This window comes from Alteromonas mediterranea DE, assembly GCF_000020585.3.
GTDB classification, from domain to species: Bacteria; Pseudomonadota; Gammaproteobacteria; order Enterobacterales; family Alteromonadaceae; genus Alteromonas; species Alteromonas mediterranea.
This window is the reverse complement of record NC_011138.3, coordinates 1,322,449-1,345,726: the sequence shown is the minus strand read 5'-3', so window position 1 is coordinate 1,345,726 and position 23,278 is coordinate 1,322,449. Positions and strand designations below refer to the sequence as shown.

Annotated in this window: 19 protein-coding genes; 8 read left to right on the top strand and 11 right to left on the bottom strand. The window is 45.1% G+C overall.

All coding sequences use genetic code 11. The features are described from left to right. Nucleotides 1-94: 94 nt before the first annotated feature. Entirely contained in the window at nucleotides 95-1,255 is a 1,161-nt protein-coding gene (glpQ, locus tag MADE_RS06140) for a glycerophosphodiester phosphodiesterase (RefSeq protein ID WP_012517805.1), read from the top strand. Between the two features lie 93 nt (nucleotides 1,256-1,348). Here the strand turns inward: glpQ and MADE_RS06135 are convergent, their stop codons facing one another. Continuing rightward, nucleotides 1,349-2,221, bottom strand: a complete 873-nt coding sequence (locus MADE_RS06135) for a flagellar protein MotY (RefSeq protein ID WP_012517804.1) — start codon at nucleotides 2,219-2,221, stop codon at nucleotides 1,349-1,351. A gap of 389 nt (nucleotides 2,222-2,610) precedes the next feature. Here MADE_RS06135 and rnt point away from each other — a divergent pair, with 389 nt between their 5' ends. Next, entirely contained in the window at nucleotides 2,611-3,243 is a 633-nt protein-coding gene (rnt, locus tag MADE_RS06130) for a ribonuclease T (protein ID WP_012517803.1), read from the top strand. A gap of 121 nt (nucleotides 3,244-3,364) precedes the next feature. Here rnt and MADE_RS06125 read toward each other — a convergent pair whose 3' ends face one another. After that, the gene (locus MADE_RS06125; RefSeq protein ID WP_012517802.1) at nucleotides 3,365-3,970 is read right to left on the bottom strand and encodes a peroxiredoxin; all 606 of its coding nucleotides are present in this window, start codon (nucleotides 3,968-3,970) and stop codon (nucleotides 3,365-3,367) included. A 275-nt stretch (nucleotides 3,971-4,245) separates the two neighbouring features. On the opposite strand from MADE_RS06125, the gene MADE_RS06120 reads away from it, so the two are divergent. Beyond that, complete coding sequence (locus MADE_RS06120; RefSeq protein WP_012517801.1) at nucleotides 4,246-4,440, top strand: bacterioferritin-associated ferredoxin; 195 nt, start codon at nucleotides 4,246-4,248, stop codon at nucleotides 4,438-4,440. A gap of 117 nt (nucleotides 4,441-4,557) precedes the next feature. On the opposite strand, the gene MADE_RS06115 is transcribed toward MADE_RS06120, so the two are convergent. From MADE_RS06115 to MADE_RS06095, 5 genes are all read right to left on the bottom strand, one after another. Further along, nucleotides 4,558-7,605 (bottom strand): TonB-dependent receptor, encoded by a 3,048-nt coding sequence (locus tag MADE_RS06115; RefSeq protein ID WP_012517800.1) that lies wholly within the window; start codon nucleotides 7,603-7,605, stop codon nucleotides 4,558-4,560. A 99-nt stretch (nucleotides 7,606-7,704) separates the two neighbouring features. Continuing rightward, a complete protein-coding gene (locus MADE_RS06110) occupies nucleotides 7,705-8,760 on the bottom strand; it encodes a FecR family protein (RefSeq protein WP_012517799.1) in 1,056 nt (351 codons plus the stop codon). Between the two features lies 1 nt (nucleotide 8,761). After that, nucleotides 8,762-9,322, bottom strand: coding sequence for an RNA polymerase sigma factor (locus MADE_RS06105; RefSeq protein ID WP_411918788.1), 561 nt, complete (start codon nucleotides 9,320-9,322; stop codon nucleotides 8,762-8,764). A gap of 166 nt (nucleotides 9,323-9,488) precedes the next feature. After that, entirely contained in the window at nucleotides 9,489-12,059 is a 2,571-nt protein-coding gene (locus MADE_RS06100) for a TonB-dependent receptor plug domain-containing protein (RefSeq protein ID WP_012517797.1), read from the bottom strand. Between the two features lie 358 nt (nucleotides 12,060-12,417). Then, entirely contained in the window at nucleotides 12,418-12,768 is a 351-nt protein-coding gene (locus MADE_RS06095) for a Grx4 family monothiol glutaredoxin (RefSeq protein WP_012517796.1), read from the bottom strand. Between the two features lie 348 nt (nucleotides 12,769-13,116). Between MADE_RS06095 and sodB the strand changes: the two genes are divergently transcribed. The 4 genes from sodB to MADE_RS06075 all read left to right on the top strand — a co-directional run bounded on the left by sodB (nucleotide 13,117) and on the right by MADE_RS06075 (nucleotide 18,757). Continuing rightward, nucleotides 13,117-13,698 carry a superoxide dismutase [Fe] gene (sodB, locus tag MADE_RS06090; RefSeq protein WP_012517795.1) on the top strand — a complete coding sequence of 194 codons (582 nt, stop codon included), beginning with the start codon at nucleotides 13,117-13,119 and terminating at the stop codon, nucleotides 13,696-13,698. A 239-nt stretch (nucleotides 13,699-13,937) separates the two neighbouring features. Continuing rightward, nucleotides 13,938-15,860 carry a PrkA family serine protein kinase gene (locus MADE_RS06085; RefSeq protein ID WP_012517794.1) on the top strand — a complete coding sequence of 641 codons (1,923 nt, stop codon included), beginning with the start codon at nucleotides 13,938-13,940 and terminating at the stop codon, nucleotides 15,858-15,860. Nucleotides 15,861-15,921: 61 nt separating this feature from the next. Next, a complete protein-coding gene (locus tag MADE_RS06080; RefSeq protein WP_012517793.1) occupies nucleotides 15,922-17,208 on the top strand; it encodes a YeaH/YhbH family protein in 1,287 nt (428 codons plus the stop codon). A gap of 1 nt (nucleotide 17,209) precedes the next feature. Next, nucleotides 17,210-18,757, top strand: coding sequence for a SpoVR family protein (locus MADE_RS06075; RefSeq protein WP_012517792.1), 1,548 nt, complete (start codon nucleotides 17,210-17,212; stop codon nucleotides 18,755-18,757). A gap of 29 nt (nucleotides 18,758-18,786) precedes the next feature. Here MADE_RS06075 and MADE_RS06070 read toward each other — a convergent pair whose 3' ends face one another. The 3 genes from MADE_RS06070 to prmB all read right to left on the bottom strand — a co-directional run bounded on the left by MADE_RS06070 (nucleotide 18,787) and on the right by prmB (nucleotide 22,193). Next, nucleotides 18,787-20,004: an MFS transporter gene (locus MADE_RS06070; protein WP_012517791.1), complete on the bottom strand. Its 1,218-nt coding sequence runs from the start codon at nucleotides 20,002-20,004 to the stop codon at nucleotides 18,787-18,789. 146 nt (nucleotides 20,005-20,150) lie between these two features. Beyond that, nucleotides 20,151-21,248 carry a chorismate synthase gene (gene aroC / locus MADE_RS06065; RefSeq protein WP_012517790.1) on the bottom strand — a complete coding sequence of 366 codons (1,098 nt, stop codon included), beginning with the start codon at nucleotides 21,246-21,248 and terminating at the stop codon, nucleotides 20,151-20,153. A gap of 9 nt (nucleotides 21,249-21,257) precedes the next feature. After that, a complete protein-coding gene (prmB, locus tag MADE_RS06060) occupies nucleotides 21,258-22,193 on the bottom strand; it encodes a 50S ribosomal protein L3 N(5)-glutamine methyltransferase (protein WP_041703094.1) in 936 nt (311 codons plus the stop codon). Between the two features lie 152 nt (nucleotides 22,194-22,345). Here prmB and smrB point away from each other — a divergent pair, with 152 nt between their 5' ends. Next, complete coding sequence (smrB, locus tag MADE_RS06055; protein ID WP_012517788.1) at nucleotides 22,346-22,996, top strand: endonuclease SmrB; 651 nt, start codon at nucleotides 22,346-22,348, stop codon at nucleotides 22,994-22,996. 30 nt (nucleotides 22,997-23,026) lie between these two features. Here the strand turns inward: smrB and MADE_RS21080 are convergent, their stop codons facing one another. Then, the gene (locus tag MADE_RS21080) at nucleotides 23,027-23,152 is read right to left on the bottom strand and encodes a hypothetical protein (RefSeq protein WP_012517787.1); all 126 of its coding nucleotides are present in this window, start codon (nucleotides 23,150-23,152) and stop codon (nucleotides 23,027-23,029) included. Between the last annotated feature and the right edge of the window lie 126 nt (nucleotides 23,153-23,278).

Below are 23,278 nucleotides of genomic sequence, written 5' to 3'. Positions count from 1 at the left end.
TTTCAGGCACGAATTATGGCTTCGGATTTATGGGCACAATGTAAGTTCATAGGTTACACGGCAGAGATAAATGACAACATGGAGCGATATTGTCATGCTACGCAAACGCTTAGGCTTTTTTAAGAGCACGACGGCAATTGCCACGTCACACGTAAATTCAACACAGCAAACACATGGTGATTGGCTTGGGCGCTGTATTTATTGTGTTAGCGCTAAAGCGCGTAACATAATGCCCGCAATTGCACTGGCTGTTTCAAGCTACATAGCAGCTCCAACTTTGCATGCCGACACTCACGAACTGACTAGTGCTCAACGCTTCTCAGTCATCGCTCACCGCGGTGCTTCTGGCTACCTACCTGAGCATACTCTTGAAGCCGCTACCCTCGCCTTTTCTTTGAAACCTGACTTTATTGAGCAAGATGTAGTTATTAGCAAAGATAATGTTCCCGTGGTACTTCACGATATTCATTTAGAAACCGTGACGAACGTTGAAGCTGTCTACCCTAAGCGCCACAGAGCCGATGGCAGGTATTACGCGCGAGACTTTACCTTAGAAGAGTTACGAAACCTACGGGTTCACGAGCGAGCAAACAGCGATGGGAAACAAGTATTTGAAAATCGTTATCGCGGCCAACAGGCTCAGTTTACCCTTGCTACATTAGCAGAGCACTTTGAATTAATCAGCGAACTAAATCGCCAATTTGGTACTTCAGTAGGCGTTTACCCCGAAGTCAAATCGCCTGCTTTTCATAGTAACGAAGGGGTCGACGCTAGCAAAATTGTTATCGATATGCTGAATACCTATGGCTTTGGTGGAGAAAGTGGCAACAGCTATCTTCAGTGTTTCGACTTCAAAGAGGTGAAACGCATTCGCGAAACACTAGGCTATAAAGGCAAAGTGGTTATGCTTATTGGCGAAAATGATTGGGGCGAAAGCGACACCGACTATGACTGGCTTCGCACTAAAGAGGGTATGGGCGAGGTAGCTTCTTATGCTGATGGCATTGGCCCATGGCTAGGCCACTTACTGAACAAGAAAGCAATGGCAGAAGGAAAATTAGAAGCGGCAAAATGGCTTGAATACGCCCATGATAATTCGCTGACCATTCATCCTTACACCTATCGCGAAGACGCTTTGCCTGCAGGCATGACAGGGACACAGCTGTTAGAAGCGTTAGAGAATGTAGCTAACGTCGACGGCGTGTTCACCGACCATGTTGTACCGGTTACCAGGTGGCGTGCACAAAAGGACTAAGTATTAAAGGTATGGGCGCTTTATATTCAAATGCAGTGTGTATGCGCATATTGAGTTAAAGCGTCTGGCGGTTAGGCACTGTAACTTAAAAAGCTACGACTTAGAAAGCCTAACCACTACGCGACGGTTTTGGGCACGGCTTTCACGTGTATCGTTAGGCGCGATGTGACGTTTTTCGCCATGTCCGGTCAACTGAATTCTGTCTTCTGGCACACCTAGCGTGGTCAAGTAGCTCTTCACTTCGTTAGCCCGACGTATAGAAAGCTGCTCATTGTTCCATCGGCCACCATAGCTATCGGTATAGCCGTCTAATAGTACAAGTTCTAGCTCACTGTCTTCTTTCAAATACTCACCTATCATGGTTAAGCGTTTTTGCGAGTATTTGGTCAGTTCTGTACTGTTGTTTTGATATGACAGTACGGTATAAGCAATGTCGTCGAAATTGAATGGCAGTAAGTTAGACACACACTTTACAAATTCTTGGTATACCCCAGAAAAGTTACTCGCATTTAATGCAACACTCACCTGATCGTACTTGTTGTACCAATCTTGGTAATAAATAGTGGGCCAGAAACCTTTTTCAAGTTCAGACAGCATTGTCCAAGCGGCGTCCTGCGGTAAGTCACCGTTGTACTGCTTGCGGATAGACATATCGGCTATAGGTTTTGGCGCTACGCCCGGCATCCACTTTGGTGGAACGGAATAAACAGCAGCCATATCGAATTTACTCGGTAGTAAATGCATGTCTAGCTCAAATTCCATATTCAATTGCTTTGACGCCGTGCTGGTAAACATAGCCTCGCCATAACCTGGTAATTCGTGGTTCAGTGTACACTGAAGACGTGTGTCGGAATCGATGCGCCAGTTGGAGCTTTCAATGGTCGCAGAATATTGTCGCATAGCAGCGTGGGAAGATAGCGACCCCACAATCCCCATCAAAGCGATATATTTTAATTTAGACACCATACTTCGACACCATAACGAAAATCAGACTAACACGGGTATGGGTTACGTTAACCGTCAACCACGTTTTCAACAACTTGCGAGAGCGCACACAAGCAAGTGAGCATTCGTCGGCATATCTATTTCAAGACAGGTACTAAAAGAACAAGAAATAGCGACGCACGTTAAGACGCTCTACATAACTATCGTCCAAAGTGTAGAAAAGTTTAGCGTTTAATACCATTCGCGTTTCAGGTTTTTGCTACTATCCTGATTTATAAACAATAGTGTTTCAATTGAAACTGGCAACTCGGTGGCATCCTTGCGATAATTCAGCTATTACATACATTTCGCATGTTGGTGCGCATTAACGCCACCAGCCAGTTTTCTCAATCTAGTCTACAAGAGTGTTTATGTCTGCCAACCCGCCCCTTCTTTCCCAGCGCTTTAGAGGTTATTTCCCTGTAGTTATTGATGTTGAAACTGCGGGCTTTAATGCGGGAACCGACGCCTTGCTGGAGCTCGCGGCAGTTACGGTAAAAATGGATGACGACGGCATTCTCCATCCCGATGAAACCTTTCACTACCATATAGATCCGTTTGAGGGCGCTAATCTAGAACCCGCAGCGTTGGAATTTAATGGCATCGATCCGAATTGCGCCTTGCGCGGGGCAATTGAAGAAAGTGAAGCCATGAAGGACTTATGCAAAGGTATCCGAAAGGCGCAAAAAAACGCTGGTTGTCAGCGCTCGGTGATTGTTGCCCACAACGCCACTTTCGACCAGAGCTTTGTAAATGCGGCAATAGAGCGTTGTAACATCAAACGCACGCCGTTTCACCCGTTCGTCTCGTTTGATACCACCAGCCTTGCCGGCCTTGCGTTAGGGCAAACGGTGTTGGTTAAAGCCTGCCGCGCAGCGGGAATCGCTTTTGATCAAAGTGAAGCGCACAGCGCACTATACGATGCCCAAAAAACAACCGAACTATTTTGCTTTATGGTTAACCGGTACAAAGCATTAGGCGGATGGCCGGTAGAAAATGATTAACTGAACAAGGTATTTGAGATACTGGTATTCATACTGGGCTCACCCAACACGTTTTTATTTATAAGCTCAAACAAAAACAGCGCCTAAAAGCGCTGTTTTTTCTACTCTTCAAGTAGCTAGCTTACAGCTTGTCTGCTTCTTCAGATAGGTACTTAGCTACACCTTCAGGTGAGGCGTCCATACCAGATTTACCTTCAGTCCAGCCTGCAGGGCAAACTTCACCGTGCTCTTCGTGGAACGCCAGTGCATCAACCATACGAAGCATTTCATCAACGTTACGGCCAAGAGGAAGATCGTTAACCACTTGGTGACGCACCATACCTGCCTCGTCGATTAAAAATGAACCGCGGAATGCAACACCATCTTCCGGATGCTCAACATCGTAAGCTTGACAGATATCGTGTTTAACATCAGCCACGAGAGTGTACTTAACTGGGCCAATACCACCTTGATTTACTGGGGTATTTCTCCAGGCATTGTGTGAGAATTGAGAGTCGATAGAAACACCGATCACTTCAACACCACGTTTTTTGAACTCGTCAAAACGCTTGTCAAAAGCGATCAGTTCAGAAGGGCAAACGAAAGTGAAGTCTAGCGGATAGAAGAACACAACCGCTTTTTTACCTTTGATTGCTTCGCTTAACGTAAAAGAATCAACAATTTCACCGCTACCTAGTACCGCTGCAGCTGTAAAATCAGGTGCCGGACGGCCAACTAATACACTCATGAGTCTCTCCATTTATATGTGGATTGTAATAATAGAAGTGATTGCGTTGCGCGACCACTTAAAATAGATATTGCTAGCTTGGGAGATAGGTACGATTACTAAAATAACAATATTAAACAATGTGTTTTTTCACTGATCCTACCAATAGGGGTTCATTCGCTAAACTTTAAGCACAGATTTTCATCATTTACCCTTTATTAAATTTGCCAATATCTACTTGCCAAATTAATGAATAGCAATTATTATCATTTACAGATTCATTTGGAGTACGTTTAATGTTTGTTTGCATGTGCTATGGGGTAACAGATAAAAGCATTCGCGCGGCGGTTGAAGAAAACGGCGTGGGAAATATGCGTGAGTTACGTCAACATTTAGAGCTTGGCTCGCAGTGCGGTAAGTGCATTACTATGGCTCAACAAATTATTGACCAAACCATCATTGATGAATCATTATTTAAAGACGTAGGTTAAGGTCAGCAACCTAATACTTAACCTTTCCGGTCCCTTCTCCCTCTTGTAACGCGTTTCTTTGCTACGACACATTCAGCATATATATTGACACCAAAAGCACCGGCCATTACCGCAGTGTTAATTAAAGGTGTATTCGATGCCTGCGTAATAAAAAGCGCCGTTAATGCCGCCTGGAGATGTAGGTGGATAAAGCGCGCCAACCTCGCCTTGAAACGGGTTTTCGTCAGGCAGTGCATCGAACAAGTTTTGCGCGCCTAACGTAAGCTGAATGTGTGGTTGTACTTTCCAAGCGAGTTGCGCGTCAAACGTCGTTAATGCACTGCCGTATATATCCATTCCCGCCGATGCATCGAGGTGGTCTTCGTAAAACTCACCATAGTAGTTTAATCGCCATGTTAGCGCCCAGTTATCTTTGACTTGCTCAAGGGTAACGCTTCCCCTGTGAGCCGGGAGGTTATCTTCTAGCATACGAATGCGCGACGGCGTTAAGTTAGGCAAAAGCTGCATTTCATCGTTAACTAGTGCAGGATAAAGCGTAAGGCGTTCCACCTGCGTATCTGTCCAGTTGTAAGCGAGTAATAACGCGTTAGCCCAGTCATTGTATGAAAAACTGTAGTTTACAACTAAATCTACGCCCTGGGTCTTAGTATCAAAATCATTAGTAAAGTATTTTGCTGCATTGTACTTAACTGCATCTGGCCTTCCCTGTGCAACCAGCGCGCTAATATCTTGTTCAGTCAACGGAATCGCTGAGGTGGTACTGATGCGATCTGAGAGGCGAATATTGAAATAGTCGAGCGTTGCGAAAAAGTTGTCGCTTGCCTGCATGACCATGCCCAGACTGAAATTGACCGATTCTTCTGGTGTAAGTGGTGTCGCGCCGAGCTGTAATGAAATGAGGTCCGTTGGCGGCAAGGTGGCTTGGTCTTCAAGCCCATTAACGCCATAAGCAGTTGTTACATTAATCACGTTGCTCTGGCCCACTGTCGGGGCTTTGAAGCCTGTATTAACTGACCCTCGCAATGCAAAGGTGTCGTTAAGTTTATAACGCATGCTCAATTTGCCGTCAAAGGTAGAGCCAAAGTCACTAAAATGCTCAACTCTAGCAGCCAGTCCAACCTGCATCGCTTCAGTTAGGAACAGCTCTACGTCGGCGTACAATGCCCAGTTATTGCGGCTCCAATGCCCAGCTGACTGAGGCTGATACCCTGGAAAACCGTTCGACCCAATCGAAAACCCTTCGCTTAACCCCAACGGAGGCTCAAGGGCAAAAGGCCCAGCAATGTAGGACGCTTCATCACCGGCTTTCTGGAAATAGGTTTCTTTGCGCCATTCAGCACCGAGGCCTATGCTAATTGGGTCTTCAAAAATGGATTGAATAAGCTTGCTAAAATCGAGGTTAAGGGTTCGCTCTATTTGTGATACACCGCCTGGCGAAAAGGAAGTGGGTGTCCGGGGCCCTAACGACGGGTTTACCGTATTCGATATGGTGTACTCGATATCACTGTAACCTAAAGTGGCACTCGCATCCATCGCCCAGCCTTTGGGCAATTCATGTCTTATTCCCATGGCCAGCGAGGCATCGGTAATGGTGCCGCCAAATTTTGGCGTGAAACCGCCTGGAAACCACTCATTAAAAGCAAAACAATTTGCCCCAAGTTCGGTGGTGTTATCAGCTATTCGCTGATAATCAGGGTCTTGCAATACGTTGTTAGTAGAAAGCGTAATAGACGGGCACGCTATGCCGTTTTCCAATCCATCTAAATCCGCCACAATTAAACGGCTTTCCCCCGTGTTGGGGTCAGTTCGGCTAAACACGCCTTCTCGAGTTTGCGGGTTTCGGAAATAGAAACCACCGGTTATTTTCCGTCTAGCTGCTGTAGCAAAACTATAAAATTCTGTTAATTGAGAAATAGCAGTGCCGGCATTTAAGGCTAGTTTGATATCTTCGTTAACGTCTAATGCGCCCCAAACTTGAGACGGCGTTTGGATAAATGTATTACCTTGTTCGATAAGCGCTTGTGCATCACTGCGTTGTACAGAACGAGAGGTGCCGTTTTGCTGCCTGTACTCAGCCGTCGCATTTAAAAAGCCTTTATCGCCTATGGCAAACCCATTGTTAAGCTGTATTTGAAAAAGCTCGCCATCACCTTCACTGTACCCACCTAACTTAAGGGCAACGCTCCCCCCTTCTCGCGCATCTTTTAGCACAAAGTTAATAACGCCTGCGATAGCATCGGAACCATATTGTGCGGATGCACCATCTCGCAGCACCTCAACTTGCTTTAACGCATAAGCAGGTATAATTGATATATCAGGCCCTTGTGCACCGTCAGACAGGCCACCGCCGAGAAAGGTAATAACCGCAGATCGGTGTCTACGCTTCCCGTTAAGTAATAACAACGTGTGATCTGACGACATGCCTCTTAAATTCGCAGGTCTTACAAGGCTACTGGCATCGTTAATCGGCTGGTCATTAACATTTAATGACGGCACCATCACGCTAAGCATAGAAAGCACGTCACTATTCCCTTGCGAACGCAGCGCCTTCGAACCAATAACATCAAGGGGAACCGGAGAGTCTACTGCACTTCGCGGCGCATTTCTGGTGCCAACTACCGCAATTTTTTCCAAGCCATTATTGCCCTCTTCTGACGCTTTTTCTTCCTTGTTCGCCTGGTTAGCCTTCGCTAGTAACGACGAGCGGGAGCGAATACTCAGCATACCCGCTTCATCCACAACAACGGCAAGTTCCGTATCTTTTAAAAGTTGAGACAAGGCTTCGTTAAGCGTAAACGTGCCTTCAAGTGCATTCGTTTTCACTTTTTTAGCTAAATCAAACGGAAATAACAAAGTGGTATTGGCCTGTTTTGCAAGCTCCGTAAGGGCCTCGTTGGCATTTTGCGCAGGAATCGAAAAACTAAACTCGTTAATTGATGTTTGTGGTTGTGTGGCTGTAACTTGAGTGGTTTGTGCGTACACAAGAGGGGCATGTGTAAGAAGCAAAAACAAAGTAGGCGCAATGTGCAGAGGCGCTTTTACTAAGCGAAACATCACTATTTTGCCTCTATTTTGCGAAAAGCACCAAGCCAGCCATGCAAAAGCATGCAGCTTTTCTATTGCTTTATTAGGTTGCCTGTTTGTTGCAATGTTGCTCTGTTGCACGATTTAAATTCGATGTGCTTATTATTCTGATTATATTGTCACATTAAATAATTTGATGCCAACTAGGAATAGGAGAAAGCCCCTAAGTTTCAGAAGTTTTTAACTCTCCGCTAGTTTAAGCTCAATACTCGTGTCGGTGACTTTCTCGTAGTTGATGTTAAAGCTACTTTTTAACGCCGATAGTAGGCCGTCAATGTCACCTACTTTAAAATAACCGGCTACGCGGCGTTTGCGTAAGCTCTCATCAGAAATATGAAAGCGTACCGGCGTATAGCGGCCTATTTCAGCGAGAACCGCGTCTAAAGGCTCTCCTTTAAATACGATCATGCCTTGTTGCCAAGCTAAATCATCATCGATGTCGTTTTGAGACAAACTTTCACGGGCTTCAACTTTGCCTTGTACCTTAGCCTTTTCACCCGCAAACATAAGTAAACCTTCATCGGCAACAGGGCGCTTTGTGAACAGCGATTGATTAGATGCTGAAGCTTTAAAACGATCTTTAACTAATACTTTTCCGTCGGTCACTACGAGTTCAAAAGCGTTATCATCTACATACTGCATATTAAACGCTGTACCCACTGCAGTAACGGTATTGTTGCCGGCAGTAACAGAAAAAGGCCGCGTTTTATCGTGGGCGACTTCAAAATGCGCCTCGCCCTTAAGCAGCACAATGTTTCTCACCGCTGACGAAAAGTCCACTGTAACCACTGAGTTAGTATTTAGGTGCATTTTTGAACCATCGGCAAGAGTGACATTTTTCTGTTCACCCACACCGGTTTGTACTTTTTGACTTACCGCTGCAAACTCAGGAGTAGCGTCTAACCATGTGCGTTGAACCACAACGCCTACGGCGATTGCCATTACTAAAAACGTCGCCGCTATCCCCCACATTGCGCTTTTAGAAACGCTGTGTTTTTTCGCTGATTGACGGGACGTCGGTTGAGGGAATAGACCACTTAGTTCATTCAGCACCGACATATCATCCCACAAGCTTGCGGCTTCAAGCAGCGCCTGCCGGTGTGCGTTACTTTCGGATAACCACGCGTCTAATTCTGTTTTTTCTTCACTTTTTAAGCCGCGATCGAGACGGCTTATCCAAAGGCAAGCTTGCTCTTGGATATCTTCTTTGCTTGAAAACTGGCGAATATTGTTCATGTTAACTACGGCTTATGTCCTTAGTCGCGGTAGCAGTGGCACGGGGGGATGCACTGTCCTTTGAAAGCTCAGCTAAATATCTAGAGCACATCATTAAACCTTTGGCGACATGCTTCTCTACGGTGCTTTCGCTTAGCCCCACAAGCTCTGCAATCTCTTTTTGTCGCATGCCATATACTTTTTTCAACAAAAATACGCGTTTTACATCAGCTGACAGCGTGTCTGTCGCTCGGCAAAAATGAATAAAGCGCTCTTTGCTTTCTACGTTTTTTTCTAAACTGTGCCCTACAAGCTCATAAGGCAAAATATCCATGTCATCGAGTTGCTGCTTGTTTTTATTTTCAGCTTTAGCAACATGGTTCAGCGCTAGGTTACGCGCTGTTTTAAGCATATATGTCCGTTCGTATTGTATTTCTTGTTTTAATTCTGCTTCGTAGCTTTTTATAAAAGCTTCTTGGACTATATCTTCAATGTCGTCGGCGCCAACAATAGAACCTACCGCGCGCATTAGCTTAGAGCGGTATTTTAAAAAGGTTTCAGCTACTGTCGACTTTCTTGTCATAATAATAAAAGTTGTGTGTTTCGATTTGCTTACATTGGCATCAATAATGCCTGTTTCTTTATCATTTTTCACGCAAATGATACTCGAATAAGAAAATAAAAGGGGAGCTAATGCTCCCCTTCACTTCGAAACATTTGTGAAAGTTGTTTTTCGCTAGTGCTAGCGATTAAAAAGTGTAAACACCTCTTAGATAATAAAAGCCACCGTTGATACCGATTGGTGAGGTTGTTGGATACAACGAACCTGCAATACCGGCGTACTGTGTATTCTCATCTGGGTATTCATCAAAGGCGTTTTTCGCACCTACGGTTACAGTGAGCTCTTCAGTGAAGTTGTAAGCCACTTCTAAGTCCACAGTAAATTCTGAACCTACTTTATCAATAGGAAGCGCAGAATCTAAGTGGTCTTCAAAGATGCTACCGTAATAGTTCAAGCGTGCAAGGAAGCGCCAATCACCATTTGTGTGGTTCGCCGTCGCACTGTAACGCACCGCTGGAAGGTTATCTTCTAGCATGCGAATACGGAAGTCAGAGATATTCTCCGACGCACGGTCTACTTCTGTCGACGTCCAGTTATAAGCAAGTGAGAACTTAGTTTCACCACCCATCATTTCCATCGCATAGTTCGCTACAACGTCAACACCTTCAGTAGTGGTGTCGAAATCGTTAGTAAAGAAGCTAATCTCAGAGAAGCTAGACGCATCGTTGATACCTTGCGCGAGAAGCGTCGCAATATCTTCTTCAGTTAGCGCAATACCCGATGCAGTACTGATACGGTCAGTAAGTTCAATGTTGTAGTAATCTGCAGTAATGAATAAACCATTTTCAAAGTCTGCTACCACACCAAACGTAATGCTTTCTGACTCTTCAGGCGTTAACTGCTCACCACCTTTAAGCTGTGATACTGGATCAGTGGGTGGTAGTGTTGCACGGTCGATTAGCTGTCCATCCGTACCAAACGCTGTGGTTACGTTACGTACGTTACTTTGACCAAGCGTAGGTGCTTTAAAGCCAGTTGAGAACGCACCGCGGAACGCGATGTTCTCAAGCGCTTGCCAACGGAAAGCAATTTTACCTTTCGTGGTATCGCCAAAATCAGAGAAGTCTTCGTAACGTAGCGCACCGGCTAGCATGAAGTTTTCTGTGATATAGGCTTCTGCATCAATGTAAAGCGCGATGTTGTTGCGGGACACACGACCTTGGCTATTGGCCGCCAAGCCAGGGAAACCATTTGAGCCAATGCCAAAGCCTTGTGTCGCCAGCGGACCTATTTCATAAGAGGCAGTATCACCTGCAAAACTCTCATAACTTTCGTTGCGGTATTGGAAACCAGTCGCTACGAATAGCGGCTCATACAAACCAACATCGAAAGGTTTGGTAAAATCAATATCAAGGGTTTGCTCAGATTGTGTATAACGACCAGGGCTAAACTCGAACGGTGTTTCTGGGCCTAAAGACGGGTTGATTGTGTTGCTAATCGCGAAATCAACTTCGTTTTGACCAAGGTTTAGACTCACGTCATACGTGATATCGTTCTCTAATTCGCCTTTAGTACCAAAAACAAGAGACATATCGGTAACCGTACCGCCGAAACGAGGGGTGAAACCACCTGGAAGCATTTCGTTAAATGCAAAACAGTCTGGGTTATTTGCAACTTGGTTTATGTACGTAGGATTTTCTAAAACGTTGTCGCCTACTACGATATCGGTTGGACAATTACCTGACATATCGCCAGTTAAATCACCAACTAGAAGTAGCTGCTCGCCATCTTCATTCGTACCGCCGTCGTTTACACCACCACGATTGTGTGGGTTACGATAATAGAAACCGCCTTCAACTTCACGCTCAGCGAAGTTACCGAAAATATAGGCTTCAGACGTATCAGATAGCTCGACACCCGCGTTAGCAAAAAGCTTAATGTCGTGTTTTATTTCAGGCGAACCCCAAATTTGTGCAGGGTCTGCAACAAAGGTGTTGCCCGCCGCTATAAGCGCAGCTGCATCGTCACGCTGAATGCTACGAGAGGTATCGTCGGCAGTACGGTATTCGGCTGATAGGTTAATAAACCCATTTTCTGATAGTGGAAGACCCACGTTACCAGAAAGTTGAATCATGTCGCCGTCGCCTTCATAGTATGAGCCATAACGGGCTTCAAAGGAGCCGCCTTCTGACGCGTCATTAAGTACGAAGTTAATTACACCTGCAATGGCATCTGAACCGTACTGCGCTGCTGCGCCATCACGAAGAACTTCTACCTGCTTAAGTGCCGCTGCCGGAATAACAGAGATATCTGGGCCTTGTGCACCGTCAGAAAGACCACCACCTAGGAAAGTGATTACCGCAGAACGGTGACGACGCTTACCGTTAACCAACACTAGGGTGTGATCAGATGCCATACCGCGAAGATTAGCTGGGCGAACTAACGTCGATGCATCGTTGATTGGCTGGTCGTTTACGTTAAAAGACGGCACAACAGTTTGCATCATAGATACCATATCGGTGGCACCCTGCTGCTTAAACTCTTCGTCTGAAATAATATCAATTGGAACCGCTGAGTCAGCTACAGAGCGAGGCGCTGCGCGTGAGCCAACGACGGCAATTTGTTCGTAATCTTCAGCTTTTGCACTTTCTTCTGCTTCTTGCGCATAAACAGGTGCTGTAGCCATTACTGAAAACGCAGCAGATGCAGCTAGAACGCCGCGCACGTTTTTAGTCAATAAAGACAAGGTTGTATTCATGGTGGTTTCCCGGAGTTTCTCTATGAGTACCTTTTGCGTGTTTCACACATAAGCCTTTAGCGTTTTTCACAAACAAGAAAAGTACTCAGAGTAGTTGTTATTTTATACCTTCAACACTGACTTACTTGCGGTCAGATGAACCTTTTTATAGAACGCAAGATATTAAAAAACAAACCTTTTTCTACAAAATAAATATATTTTTTCAGGCCGTAGAGGATTTTGATTTCTGACCTGTCTATATAGTTTTACGGGAATAAATGTGGCGGGTTTTACGCGGTTTTTAATGAAAAAAACCGGCACAAGGCCGGCTTTCTAATCGTCATTTACAATCCCCAAAATCGGGCAAGGTCGAGAAGATTTACTCTTCTTCTTTGAACTTCTCAGCGGTCTCTTTAATAAGCGGCTGTAGCTCGTTTTGCTGAAACATTTCAATAATGATATCGCAACCACCAACAAGCTCACCTTCAACCCACAATTGTGGGAATGTTGGCCAATTCGCGTATTTAGGAAGTTCAGCGCGAATATCAGGGTTTTGAAGAATATCTACATACGCAAAGGGTTCGCCACACGACATCAACGCTTGTGATGCTTGTGAAGAAAAACCACAGCTAGGTAGTTTAGGAGAACCTTTCATGTACAACAAAATTGGGTTTTCTTCGATTTGCTGCTTGATTCTATCCAGCGTTGATTGATTTTCAGTATTATCCATTTGATTCCTCTGAGCACAAAAGTGTATTCCCAGTAGATGGGAATGCATGAATGATTTATCAAGGCGAAGGGTATCATAAATTTATATTTAATAACCGAACAGCGGATTGATCTTTTCATTCTCTGCAACGCTATCTACCAATACATTGGATGGCTATTTACCAAGACAAAATAGGTTTTGAAAAAAAATTCACATTTTTGTCATTGAGTTATATAACTTTATCCCCACATTTAAGATATGCTTTAGCGTCTAAAGCGGTATATTCAATCAAGGGTTGATATGCACTTATTGAACAGGCGAAGATAAGTGTGCTTTAGATTACAATACTAAACCAACATGGAGACCGTCATGGCTTTTGAACTACCAGCATTACCATACGAACAAAATGCACTAGAACCACATATTTCTGCTGAAACGCTTGAGTATCACTACGGCAAGCACCACGCTACTTATGTAACTAAGCTAAACGGCCTAGTTGAAGGTACTGACATGGAAAACAAAAGCCTAGAAGAAATCATCAAATCTTCTGAAGGCGGTGTTTTCAACAACGCAGCGCAAGTGTGGAACCACACGTTCTACTGGAATTGCCTAAGCCCGAATGGCGGCGGCGAACCTACAGGTGAACTCGCTGACGCAATTAACGCGAAATGGGGCTCATTTGCAGACTTCCAAGCTGCGTTTAACGACAAAGCAGTTAATAACTTTGGTTCAAGCTGGACATGGCTAGTTAAAACTGCTGACGGCAGCCTAGACATCGTTAATACCAGCAACGCTGAAACGCCTATTTCTGGCGATGATCTAACACCAGTACTTACTGTTGATCTATGGGAACACGCTTATTACATCGATTACCGTAACGCGCGTCCTAAGTACCTAGAAAACTTCTGGGCACTGGTTAACTGGGAATTCGCAAGCAAAAATTTTGCGTAAGCCTCACGCCCCAGTATAGAACTTAATAGGTTCTATAACGCGTTTAAAATACGAACGAAAGCCCCGCATATCAGCGGGGCTTTTTTTGTTGTGTTCATTCTTTTAAGTGACACTAAATTCTTATTAAAGTTGCAATTTTCATTAGACGAAAAGATTAAAAACTATACACATTAATTACTATCGTTTTCCCAAATACCGACTAAGCTGAAATTACGGGGTTCCGTATTTAAGGGGTATTCATGGGTATTTTTGAACACTATCAAAGTCGCTATGAAGAGCGAAAACAGGAAGAGTTCACCATTGGGGAGTTCCTTGAAATTTGTAAGGAAGATCAAAGCGCTTATGCCAACGCTGCAGAACGTTTGCTAAAGGCTATCGGTGAGCCAGAACTAGTAGACACTGCCAACGACCCGGCACTAAGCCGCATTTTCTCAAACCGCGTTATTTCTCGTTATCCAGCTTTCTCAGAATTTTATGGTATGGAAGAAGCCATAGAGCAAATCGTTTCTTATCTTAAGCACGCCGCACAGGGACTTGAAGAGAAGAAACAAATTCTTTATTTACTCGGCCCTGTGGGCGGCGGTAAGTCCTCGCTAGCCGAGAGACTAAAAGAACTGATGCAGCATGTACCTATTTACATGCTAAAAGGCTCGCCAGTAAACGACCATCCTTTCTGTTTATTTGATGTCAAAGAAGACGGCGACATTCTAGAAAAAGAATACGGCATTCCTAAGCGCTATTTAAAAACCATCATGTCACCGTGGGCGCGTAAGCGCCTGCATGAATTTAATGGCGATATTACTCAATTTAAAGTTGTTCGGGTTTATCCTTCAGTACTCGACCAAGTGGGCATAGCGAAAACCGAGCCTGGGGACGAGAACAATCAAGATATTTCGGCGCTAGTGGGTAAGGTGGACATTCGCCGCTTAGAGCAGTATGCACAAAATGACCCTGACGCCTATAGCTACTCTGGTTCTTTGTGTAAAGCCAATCAGGGGTTAATGGAATTTGTCGAAATGTTTAAAGCGCCGATTAAGGTGCTGCATCCACTATTAACCGCCACACAAGAAGGTAACTACAACCCAACGGAAGGCTTCTCTGCCCTTCCCTTCGATGGACTAATTCTTGCCCATTCAAATGAGTCGGAGTGGCAAGCGTTTAGGAATAATAAGAATAACGAGGCATTTCTTGACCGGGTTTACATTGTAAAAGTGCCATACTGCCTGCGGGTAAGTGAAGAAATTCATATTTACAAAAAGCTCCTTGATAGCAGTGAGCTTAATGGCGCGCCCTGCGCCCCTGACACGCTAGAGTGCTTAGCACAGTTTACCGTGTTATCTCGCTTGAAAGAGCCAGAGAACTCCAGTTTGTTCTCAAAAATGCGGGTATACGATGGCGAGAGCCTGAAAGACACCGACCCAAAAGCCAAGTCTTATCAAGAATACCGCGATTACGCCGGTGTTGATGAAGGCATGGAAGGGTTATCCACCCGCTTTGCCTTTAAGATTCTATCTCGCGTGTTTAACTTCGATCATCAAGAAGTAGCAGCGAATCCGGTTCATCTGTTCTATGTGTTGGAGCGCCAAATTGAGCGGGAACAGTTCCCTCAAGAAACCGCGGATAAGTATTTAGAGTTCTTGAAAGGCTACCTAATTCCCCGCTACGTGGAATTCATTGGCAAAGAAATTCAAACGGCTTATTTAGAGTCGTATTCTGAATATGGGCAAAATCTGTTTGACCGCTATGTGACGTATGCCGATTTCTGGATTCAGGACCAAGAGTATCGCGACCCCGAAACCGGGCAGCTGTTTGACAGAGCATCGCTAAATGCAGAGTTAGAGAAAACCGAGAAGCCCGCCGGTATTAGCAACCCCAAAGACTTCCGTAACGAAATAGTAAACTTTGTGCTTCGGGCACGTGCGAATAATGCAGGCAAAAACCCTGCGTGGACAAGTTATGAAAAACTGCGCACCGTCATTGAGAAAAAAATGTTCTCAAATACGGAAGACTTATTGCCGGTGATTTCGTTTAACACCAAAGGTTCTGCAGAAGAGCAGAAAAAGCATGACGACTTCGTAAACCGTATGACCGAAAAAGGCTATACGCAAAAGCAAGTTCGACTGCTTTGTGAATGGTACCTTCGCGTACGTAAAGCGTCTTAGCGCTAGACGTACGCGCTTCAGCACTGGTATTTGTAGTTCACAACAAGACAAGCAGGTGTGTATGGCGCATTTTATTGACCGAAGGCTTAATAGCAAAGGCAAGAGCACGGTAAACCGCCAACGTTTTATTAAACGCTATAAACAGCAGATAAAACGCGCGGTATCTGATGCTGTGGGTAAACGTTCTGTAACCGATCTAGATTCTGGCGAAAAGATTAGCATTCCAGCCAGGGATATTTCTGAGCCTATTTTCCATACCGGCCGCGGTGGCAGCAGAGATATTGTACACCCTGGCAATGACCAGTTTATTGCTGGGGATAAAATTGACAGGCCGCCTGGTGGCAAAGGGCAAGGTGGTGGTGAAGGCGATGCCAGTAACGAAGAAGAAGGTCAGGACGAGTTTGTTTTTTCCATTTCTAAAGATGAATATTTAGATCTTCTTTTTGAAGACTTAGCGCTACCTAATTTGAAGAAAAACCAATTTGATAAAGTCACGCAGTATGAAACCTACCGCGCGGGTTATCAAACTGATGGCGTGCCAAGTAATTTAGATATTGTACGCTCGCTCAAAGGTTCAGTGGCAAGACGCATTGCGCTTAGCGGCAGCGATAAAAGAAAGCTTAGAGAGCTTGAAGAAAAACTGGCGCAACTTATTGATGATAAGCACGACAATACGTTAGCGATAAAAGCGCTAGAAGAAGAAATTGATGTATTAAAAGCAAAAATTGCGCAGGTGTCCTTCATCGACACCTTTGATCTACGCTTCAAAAACTATGACAAACGCCCACTTCCCTCTAGTAAAGCTGTGATGTTTTGTTTAATGGATGTCTCGGGCTCTATGGACCAAGCCACTAAAGAAATGGCAAAGCGGTTCTACATTCTGCTGTATTTATTTTTAACCCGTACTTATGAAAACGTAGATGTGGTCTATATCCGCCACCACACGCAAGCGAAGGAGGTAGATGAACAAGAGTTTTTCTACTCGCAAGAAACCGGCGGCACCATTGTTTCAAGTGCGTTGAAACTGATGGACGAAGTGGTTCGTGAGCGCTACAGCGATGGAAATTGGAATATTTACGCAGCACAGGCGTCTGACGGTGATAACTGGTCTGATGACTCGCCCCAGTGTCGCGATTTACTTACCGCCAAACTATTACCTGCCACTCGCTATTACGCTTATATCGAAATAACCGAAAGGCAGCACCAAAGTTTGTGGCGTGAATACGAAAAAGTTGCCGCTACTCACGACAACTTTGTATGTAAGCACATACAATCGCAGGCTGACATCTACCCTGTGTTCAGAGAGCTATTCAAACGCTCGGAACAAGATGCGCTGCAAGGAGCCTAATATGACCGCAGATGCAATTGCAAAAGAAAATGGCAAACCTGAATCATCACAACGACATTTGTTGAGCGACGGCCCCGACTGGACATTTCCGCTTATCGAAGAATATGAGGAACACATCGATCGCATCGCTAAAAAGTTCAAGCTTGATACCTACCCCAATCAAATTGAGGTCATTACCGCCGAGCAAATGATGGATGCCTACGCCAGCATAGGCATGCCGCTTAACTATACCCACTGGAGCTTTGGTAAAAAGTTTATTCAAACCGAGCAGCAATACCGTCGCGGGCAGATGGGGCTTGCATACGAAATAGTCATTAACTCTGACCCCTGCATTGCCTATTTAATGGAAGAGAACACCATTACCATGCAAGCCTTAGTCATGGCCCACGCATGCTATGGACACAATTCGTTTTTCAAAGGCAACTATCTATTTGAGACATGGACTGACGCCAGCTCTATTATCGATTACTTAGTATTTGCTAAAAACTATATTGCTAAATGCGAGCAAAAGTACGGCTATGAAGACGTAGAAAATATGCTCGACTCCTGCCATGCACTGATGAATTACGGCGTTGACCGCTACAAACGCCCGCAAAAGATTTCATTGCAAGAAGAGAAGAACAGGCAGGAAGAACGCGAAGCCTACCTTCAATCCCAGGTGAACGAACTATGGCGCACACTGCCTAATAGCCCGCACAGTCAACACAAAGAAAAAATTCGTTTTCCTCAAGAGCCGCAAGAAAACCTGCTTTATTTCATTGAAAAAAACGCGCCACTTCTAGAGCCTTGGCAGCGTGAAATTGTGCGTATTGTGCGCAAAGTTTCACAGTATTTTTATCCGCAGAAACAAACCCAGGTAATGAACGAAGGCTGGGCCTGTTTTTGGCACTATCATATTTTAAACCAGATGTATGATGAAGGTTTAGTAAGCGACCGCTTTATGATGGAGTTTTTACACAGCCATTCCAGTGTGGTTATGCAGCCTGAATACAATAGCCCTTATTATTCAGGCATCAACCCTTACGCCCTTGGTTTCTCGATGTTTATGGATATCAAGCGCGTATGTCAGTCACCCACGGAAGAAGATTATAAATATCTACCGAGTATTGCGGGTAAAGACTGGCTGGAAACCGTGCATTTCGCCATGGAAAACTTTAAAGACGAAAGCTTTATCAGCCAGTTTTTATCGCCAAAAGTGATTCGTGATTTCAAGCTTTTTTCACTGGAAGACGACACCTCCCAACCCTTTATCAGCGTAAGTGCTATTCACGATGAATTAGGCTATCAAACCATTAAAGAAAAACTTTCGGCACAATACAACCTGAGCAATTTAGAGCCAAATATACAGGTACACAATGTGGATGTTAGAGGCGACCGGTCGCTAACTCTTCGCTACATTCCACAGCGCGGTGTTCCGCTAGGCGACTCGAAAGATGAAGTAATGCGTCATTTACACAGGCTTTGGAAGTTCGATGTACGTCTTGAACAAGACAATGGTGATGACGGCGTTGACGTAATATCGGAGTGTAAACGCACACCGCAGGCTTGAGCCTGCGGTTTACTTTTTTTCAATAGCTGTTAAACCGCTTTGGACTCGTCCATGTCCTTTTTGGAACACAGCAACAGAGATAACGCGCCCACAATAGCGAAAACCGCTGCGGTGAAAAAGGTTTCATAGGCGTTTGTTCCTTGCTGCCATTGTTGCCCAGCCATGTAATTGCCAAACGCACCGCCCAGCCCGAACGCTACACTTATATACACGGCTTGCCCTCTGCTATGATACGCCTTCGGCAAGAACTGGTGAATAAAGTGCACCGATACCGCATGGGTTAAGCCAAAGCTTAAAGCGTGAATGAGCTGACTTAGCACAATCACCATAAAGGTATCTGCAAATGCCGCCATCACGTACCAGCGAAGCCCTGTGAGCGCAATGCTCACAAACAAGAGATTCCATACGCCAAATTGACTAATCAATCTTCTGGCAATAAGAAATATTCCCACTTCGGCGAGTACCCCTAGCGCAATGAAGATACCGGTTTGCTGGCCGCTGTATTCAAGGTCGCGCATGTAAAGCGCAAAAAAGCCGTAGTACGCACCAAAGCTAATTTGCAAACACGCAGAAGCAAAAATGAAAATGGCGAAAGGCTTCTGCTTAGCGTATCTCCAAATGCTGCCCGCGGCAGAGACTTCAGGCGCAGCCTCTTTCGGTGCGCGTATAAACAAAGTACTTATAAATAAGAGTGCGAGTACACCAACACTGGCATGTACGGGGGTATCGGTAGAAAAAATATCGAGGGCCTTCCCTACCCCTACCGTCATACAAATAAAACCAACGCTTCCCCACAGCCTTATTTGGCCGTAGGTAGCCTTGGTTTTCGCCACCGTGTTCATGGTAATGACTTCAAGTTGAGGCAATACCGCGGTCCAAAACATCATCATTAAGCCAAAAGCTAGGGTAAGCCCCCAGAAACTGGTGAAGTAAAATACCGAACTGAAAGTGAGTACTGTAAGAAAGCAGCCTAAACGCATAACGCCTATGGCATTGCCGGTTTTGTCGGCAACGCCTGCCCACAAGCCAGGACCTAAGATACGAGCAAGCGTAATAACGGCAAAAAGCTCACCAATTTCGGCAGAAGAAAAGCCCCGCCCATCAAGGAAGATCCCCAAGTAAGGCACTAATACGCCAAGTTGCCCGAAATAAAGCCAGTAGGTAATAGCAAGGATAAAGAGCGCAGTTTTACTGCTTGCTGCGCCTGTCTCAGCGCTTCTTGCTTCGTTTTGACCATTAGGTGACAATTCACATCTCCATATGCAAAAACGCCACTAGCGCAAAACGGGCAGTGGCGAATAGTGAGAATATTTAGCGCAACACGAAGGTAATGCTGCGCGTTTTACCAAATCGCGTAGATAATACGATTAAGCTTAGTGGTAATTAAAAAACGCTATGCCTGACCCGCAATTGGCTTAGTCGTCGATAGCACACCTGTATTTTGTGCGCGGTGGCGTAACAAGTGATCCATTAATACCAGCGCAAGCATGGCTTCTGCAATGGGTACAGCGCGAATACCCACACAAGGGTCGTGACGACCTTTGGTAACAATATCAATCTCTTCATTGTCTTTATTGATAGTTTTACCCGGTACCGAAATGCTCGAGGTCGGTTTAAGTGCCATGTGCACTTCAATATCCTGGCCGGTAGAAATGCCGCCTAATACGCCGCCTGCATGGTTTGACGAAAACCCTTCAGGGGTTAGCGTATCGCGGTGTTCACTGCCTTTTTGATTGATAACATCAAAACCATCGCCAATTTCAACGCCTTTCACCGCGTTAATCCCCATCATGGCGTGGGCAATTTCAGCATCTAACCTATCGAACACAGGCTCGCCAAGGCCAACTGGCACGTTCTTCGCCACAACTGAAACTTTTGCGCCAATACTGTCGCCAGACTTTTTCAGGTCGCGCATGTATTCGTCCAGCGCATCTAGCTTAGACTCATCTGGGCAGAAAAACGGGTTGGTATTGGTAACGCTGTGATCGACCTTATCTACCGTAACAGGACCAAGCTGAGACAAATACCCCAACACCTCGATACCATGCACTTCTTTCAGGTACTTCTTCGCGATACCGCCAGCAGCTACGCGAATAGCTGTTTCGCGGGCTGACGAGCGACCACCACCGCGATAGTCACGGCTACCGTATTTTTGATCGTAGGTGTAATCAGCATGACCTGGGCGAAAGCGGTCTTTAATATTGCCGTAATCTTGGCTTCGCTGATCTTTATTTTTAATCAACAAACCAATACTAGTGCCTGTAGTCTTGCCTTCAAATACGCCAGATAGAATTTGTACTTCGTCGTCTTCTCTTCGCGCTGTGGTATAGCGAGAAGTGCCTGGCTTGCGTCGGTCTAAATCAACCTGCAAGTCTTCTTCTGTAATTTCGAGTCCTGGAGGGCAACCATCTACCACGCCACCAATGGCGATGCCGTGGCTTTCGCCAAACGTGGTTACAGTGAAAAGTTTTCCGAAGCTGTTACCTGACATAATTAACTATCAATCCTTACTACTAAAATACTGTACGAGTGTGTCTTTGCGCACGGCGAAGATACCTGAACCGCCGTTTTCAAACTCAAGCCAAATGACTTCCAAACCCGAGAACCTTTCACTCATGTGAACTTCGCTGTTGCCTACCTCTACAAATAGCCAGCCGCCGTCGTTAAGATAGGTTGGCGCCTCTTTAAGCATTATATCAACGAGATCTAAACCGTCATCGCCTGCGGCTAGGGCCAGCTCTGGCTCGTGATGATATTCTTCTGGCAAGTCAGCCATGTCTTCTGCATCTACATAAGGCGGGTTAGTCACGATGAGGTCGTACTTTTGCCCAGCTAAGCTTGAAAACAAATCTGATTGAATGGGGTACACGCGGTGACTTAGCCCATGCTCCTGAATATTGATGTCTGCGACTTCTAACGCATCCGTGCTGATATCTACGGCATCCACCTGGGCCTCTGGATAAGCATGAGCAAGCGCGATAGCAATACACGCACCGCCCGTACACATATCTAGAATATTGGCGGGTGTTGACTCAACAAAGGGGGCAAATTCATTTTGAATAAGTTCAGCAAATGGCGAACGGGGTATAAGCACGCGCTCATCTACATAAAATGGCATACCGCAGAACCATGCTTCGTTAGTAATATAAGGCAATGGCATGCGGGTTTGAACACGCTTTAATACAAGCTCGGCAATTTTTTCCCGTTCACTTTTCGTTAAACGGGAGTTTAGAACATTTTCACCCGCCTGCTCAAAAATGGGATGAGGTAAATGCAACGCCTGCATAACGAGGCTCGTCGCTTCATCCCACGCATTGTCAGTACCATGACCAAAATACAAAGCGGCATCGTTAAAACGGCTGGTTGCCCATCGTGTCATATCTAACAGGGTATGCAGATCTTCAATGGCTTCTTCAAGGTAAAACTTATCGGTCATAGCGTTTGGGTACATCAAAAATTTCAAAGCTGGTATCATACCCAAACTTCATACCGATTCACATAATTAACTACGTAGCGAATCTTTCTATTCGTTATAATTTAAGCGTTTTGAATTATTAAACTCGAGTTTATTTACCCAAGCTATTGTTGATGAAAACCTTTAAAAAAGAACTCAAAGCATTAAAAAAGCAGCTTTCTGAACCTAAGCGCCAAACTGGACTAGCTAGGCAAGGGCACGCGAGTAATCGAAACGACTTTATAAGTGCCGAGGAAGAGACCTTCTCATTTGCCGATGCAATGCAGGGAGTCACGCCTTTATCGCAAGATAAAGTTGAGCCTGATAAGCAAGTTGAATTATTTAAGAAGTCGCAGCAAGTAAAAGGTAAACACCTAAAACACAGCAAGCAACTAGCGGCGAGCTTCGACTTTTCCGATATGTATCAAGCCGCACTGCCTCAAGAAGGGCCTATGCGCTTTTGCCAAGAGGGTGAATCGACTCACATCTTAAAGCAACTGCGCCGCGGCGACTACTCGCCAGAGATGACCTTAGATTTACACGGCCTTACGCGCGAAATGGCAAAAGCAGAGCTTGCCGCGCTTATTCATACGGCAAGAAAAGAACTGATTGACTGCGTTTGCGTCATGCACGGCTTCGGTCAGGGCGTGTTAAAAGCTGCCCTGCCCCATTACTTAGTCCAGCACCCTCACGTACGAGCGTTTCATCAAGCCCCACTGGAGTACGGCGGGAAAGCCGCACTGTTAGTGCTTATCGACATACCGCTTCAAAACAATAAACGTTAATTTGCGCTAGCCCAACCACAAAGTGGCGATTTATTTGTCTTCATCAGCACTGTTGTGCATAAAAAGATAAGTGTAATACATCATCATCGCGACGATAATGCCTATTCCTAGCAGTGAGCCCCATACCACTGGGTCTTTCATCATAGTCCACAACATAATTGGTCTCCTCTTTAACTAAGTGAATAATAGAAGAGGCTTGGTGTAGAGGTTGTGATCTAGATCAATAGTGAAAATTAGCTTATCGGCAACGTTTTGAATGCTTGATCTAGGTCAAATTGAGGT

What these genes read in the sequence shown, in the direction of transcription:
- MADE_RS06135 (WP_012517804.1), bottom strand. Translation starts at nt 2,221, where the DNA reads ATGGTGTCTAAATTAAAATATATCGCTTTGATGGGGATTGTGGGGTCG.
- sodB (WP_012517795.1), top strand. Translation starts at nt 13,117, where the DNA reads ATGGCTTTTGAACTACCAGCATTACCATACGAACAAAATGCACTAGAA.
- rnt (WP_012517803.1), top strand. Translation starts at nt 2,611, where the DNA reads ATGTCTGCCAACCCGCCCCTTCTTTCCCAGCGCTTTAGAGGTTATTTC.
- MADE_RS06125 (WP_012517802.1), bottom strand. Translation starts at nt 3,970, where the DNA reads ATGAGTGTATTAGTTGGCCGTCCGGCACCTGATTTTACAGCTGCAGCG.
- prmB (WP_041703094.1), bottom strand. Translation starts at nt 22,193, where the DNA reads ATGACCGATAAGTTTTACCTTGAAGAAGCCATTGAAGATCTGCATACC.
- MADE_RS21080 (WP_012517787.1), bottom strand. Translation starts at nt 23,152, where the DNA reads ATGTTGTGGACTATGATGAAAGACCCAGTGGTATGGGGCTCACTGCTA.
- MADE_RS06085 (WP_012517794.1), top strand. Translation starts at nt 13,938, where the DNA reads ATGGGTATTTTTGAACACTATCAAAGTCGCTATGAAGAGCGAAAACAG.
- MADE_RS06100 (WP_012517797.1), bottom strand. Translation starts at nt 12,059, where the DNA reads ATGAATACAACCTTGTCTTTATTGACTAAAAACGTGCGCGGCGTTCTA.
- MADE_RS06095 (WP_012517796.1), bottom strand. Translation starts at nt 12,768, where the DNA reads ATGGATAATACTGAAAATCAATCAACGCTGGATAGAATCAAGCAGCAA.
- MADE_RS06105 (WP_411918788.1), bottom strand. Translation starts at nt 9,322, where the DNA reads ATGACAAGAAAGTCGACAGTAGCTGAAACCTTTTTAAAATACCGCTCT.
- MADE_RS06110 (WP_012517799.1), bottom strand. Translation starts at nt 8,760, where the DNA reads ATGAACAATATTCGCCAGTTTTCAAGCAAAGAAGATATCCAAGAGCAA.
- MADE_RS06075 (WP_012517792.1), top strand. Translation starts at nt 17,210, where the DNA reads ATGACCGCAGATGCAATTGCAAAAGAAAATGGCAAACCTGAATCATCA.
- MADE_RS06120 (WP_012517801.1), top strand. Translation starts at nt 4,246, where the DNA reads ATGTTTGTTTGCATGTGCTATGGGGTAACAGATAAAAGCATTCGCGCG.
- MADE_RS06080 (WP_012517793.1), top strand. Translation starts at nt 15,922, where the DNA reads ATGGCGCATTTTATTGACCGAAGGCTTAATAGCAAAGGCAAGAGCACG.
- aroC (WP_012517790.1), bottom strand. Translation starts at nt 21,248, where the DNA reads ATGTCAGGTAACAGCTTCGGAAAACTTTTCACTGTAACCACGTTTGGC.
- smrB (WP_012517788.1), top strand. Translation starts at nt 22,346, where the DNA reads ATGAAAACCTTTAAAAAAGAACTCAAAGCATTAAAAAAGCAGCTTTCT.
- glpQ (WP_012517805.1), top strand. Translation starts at nt 95, where the DNA reads ATGCTACGCAAACGCTTAGGCTTTTTTAAGAGCACGACGGCAATTGCC.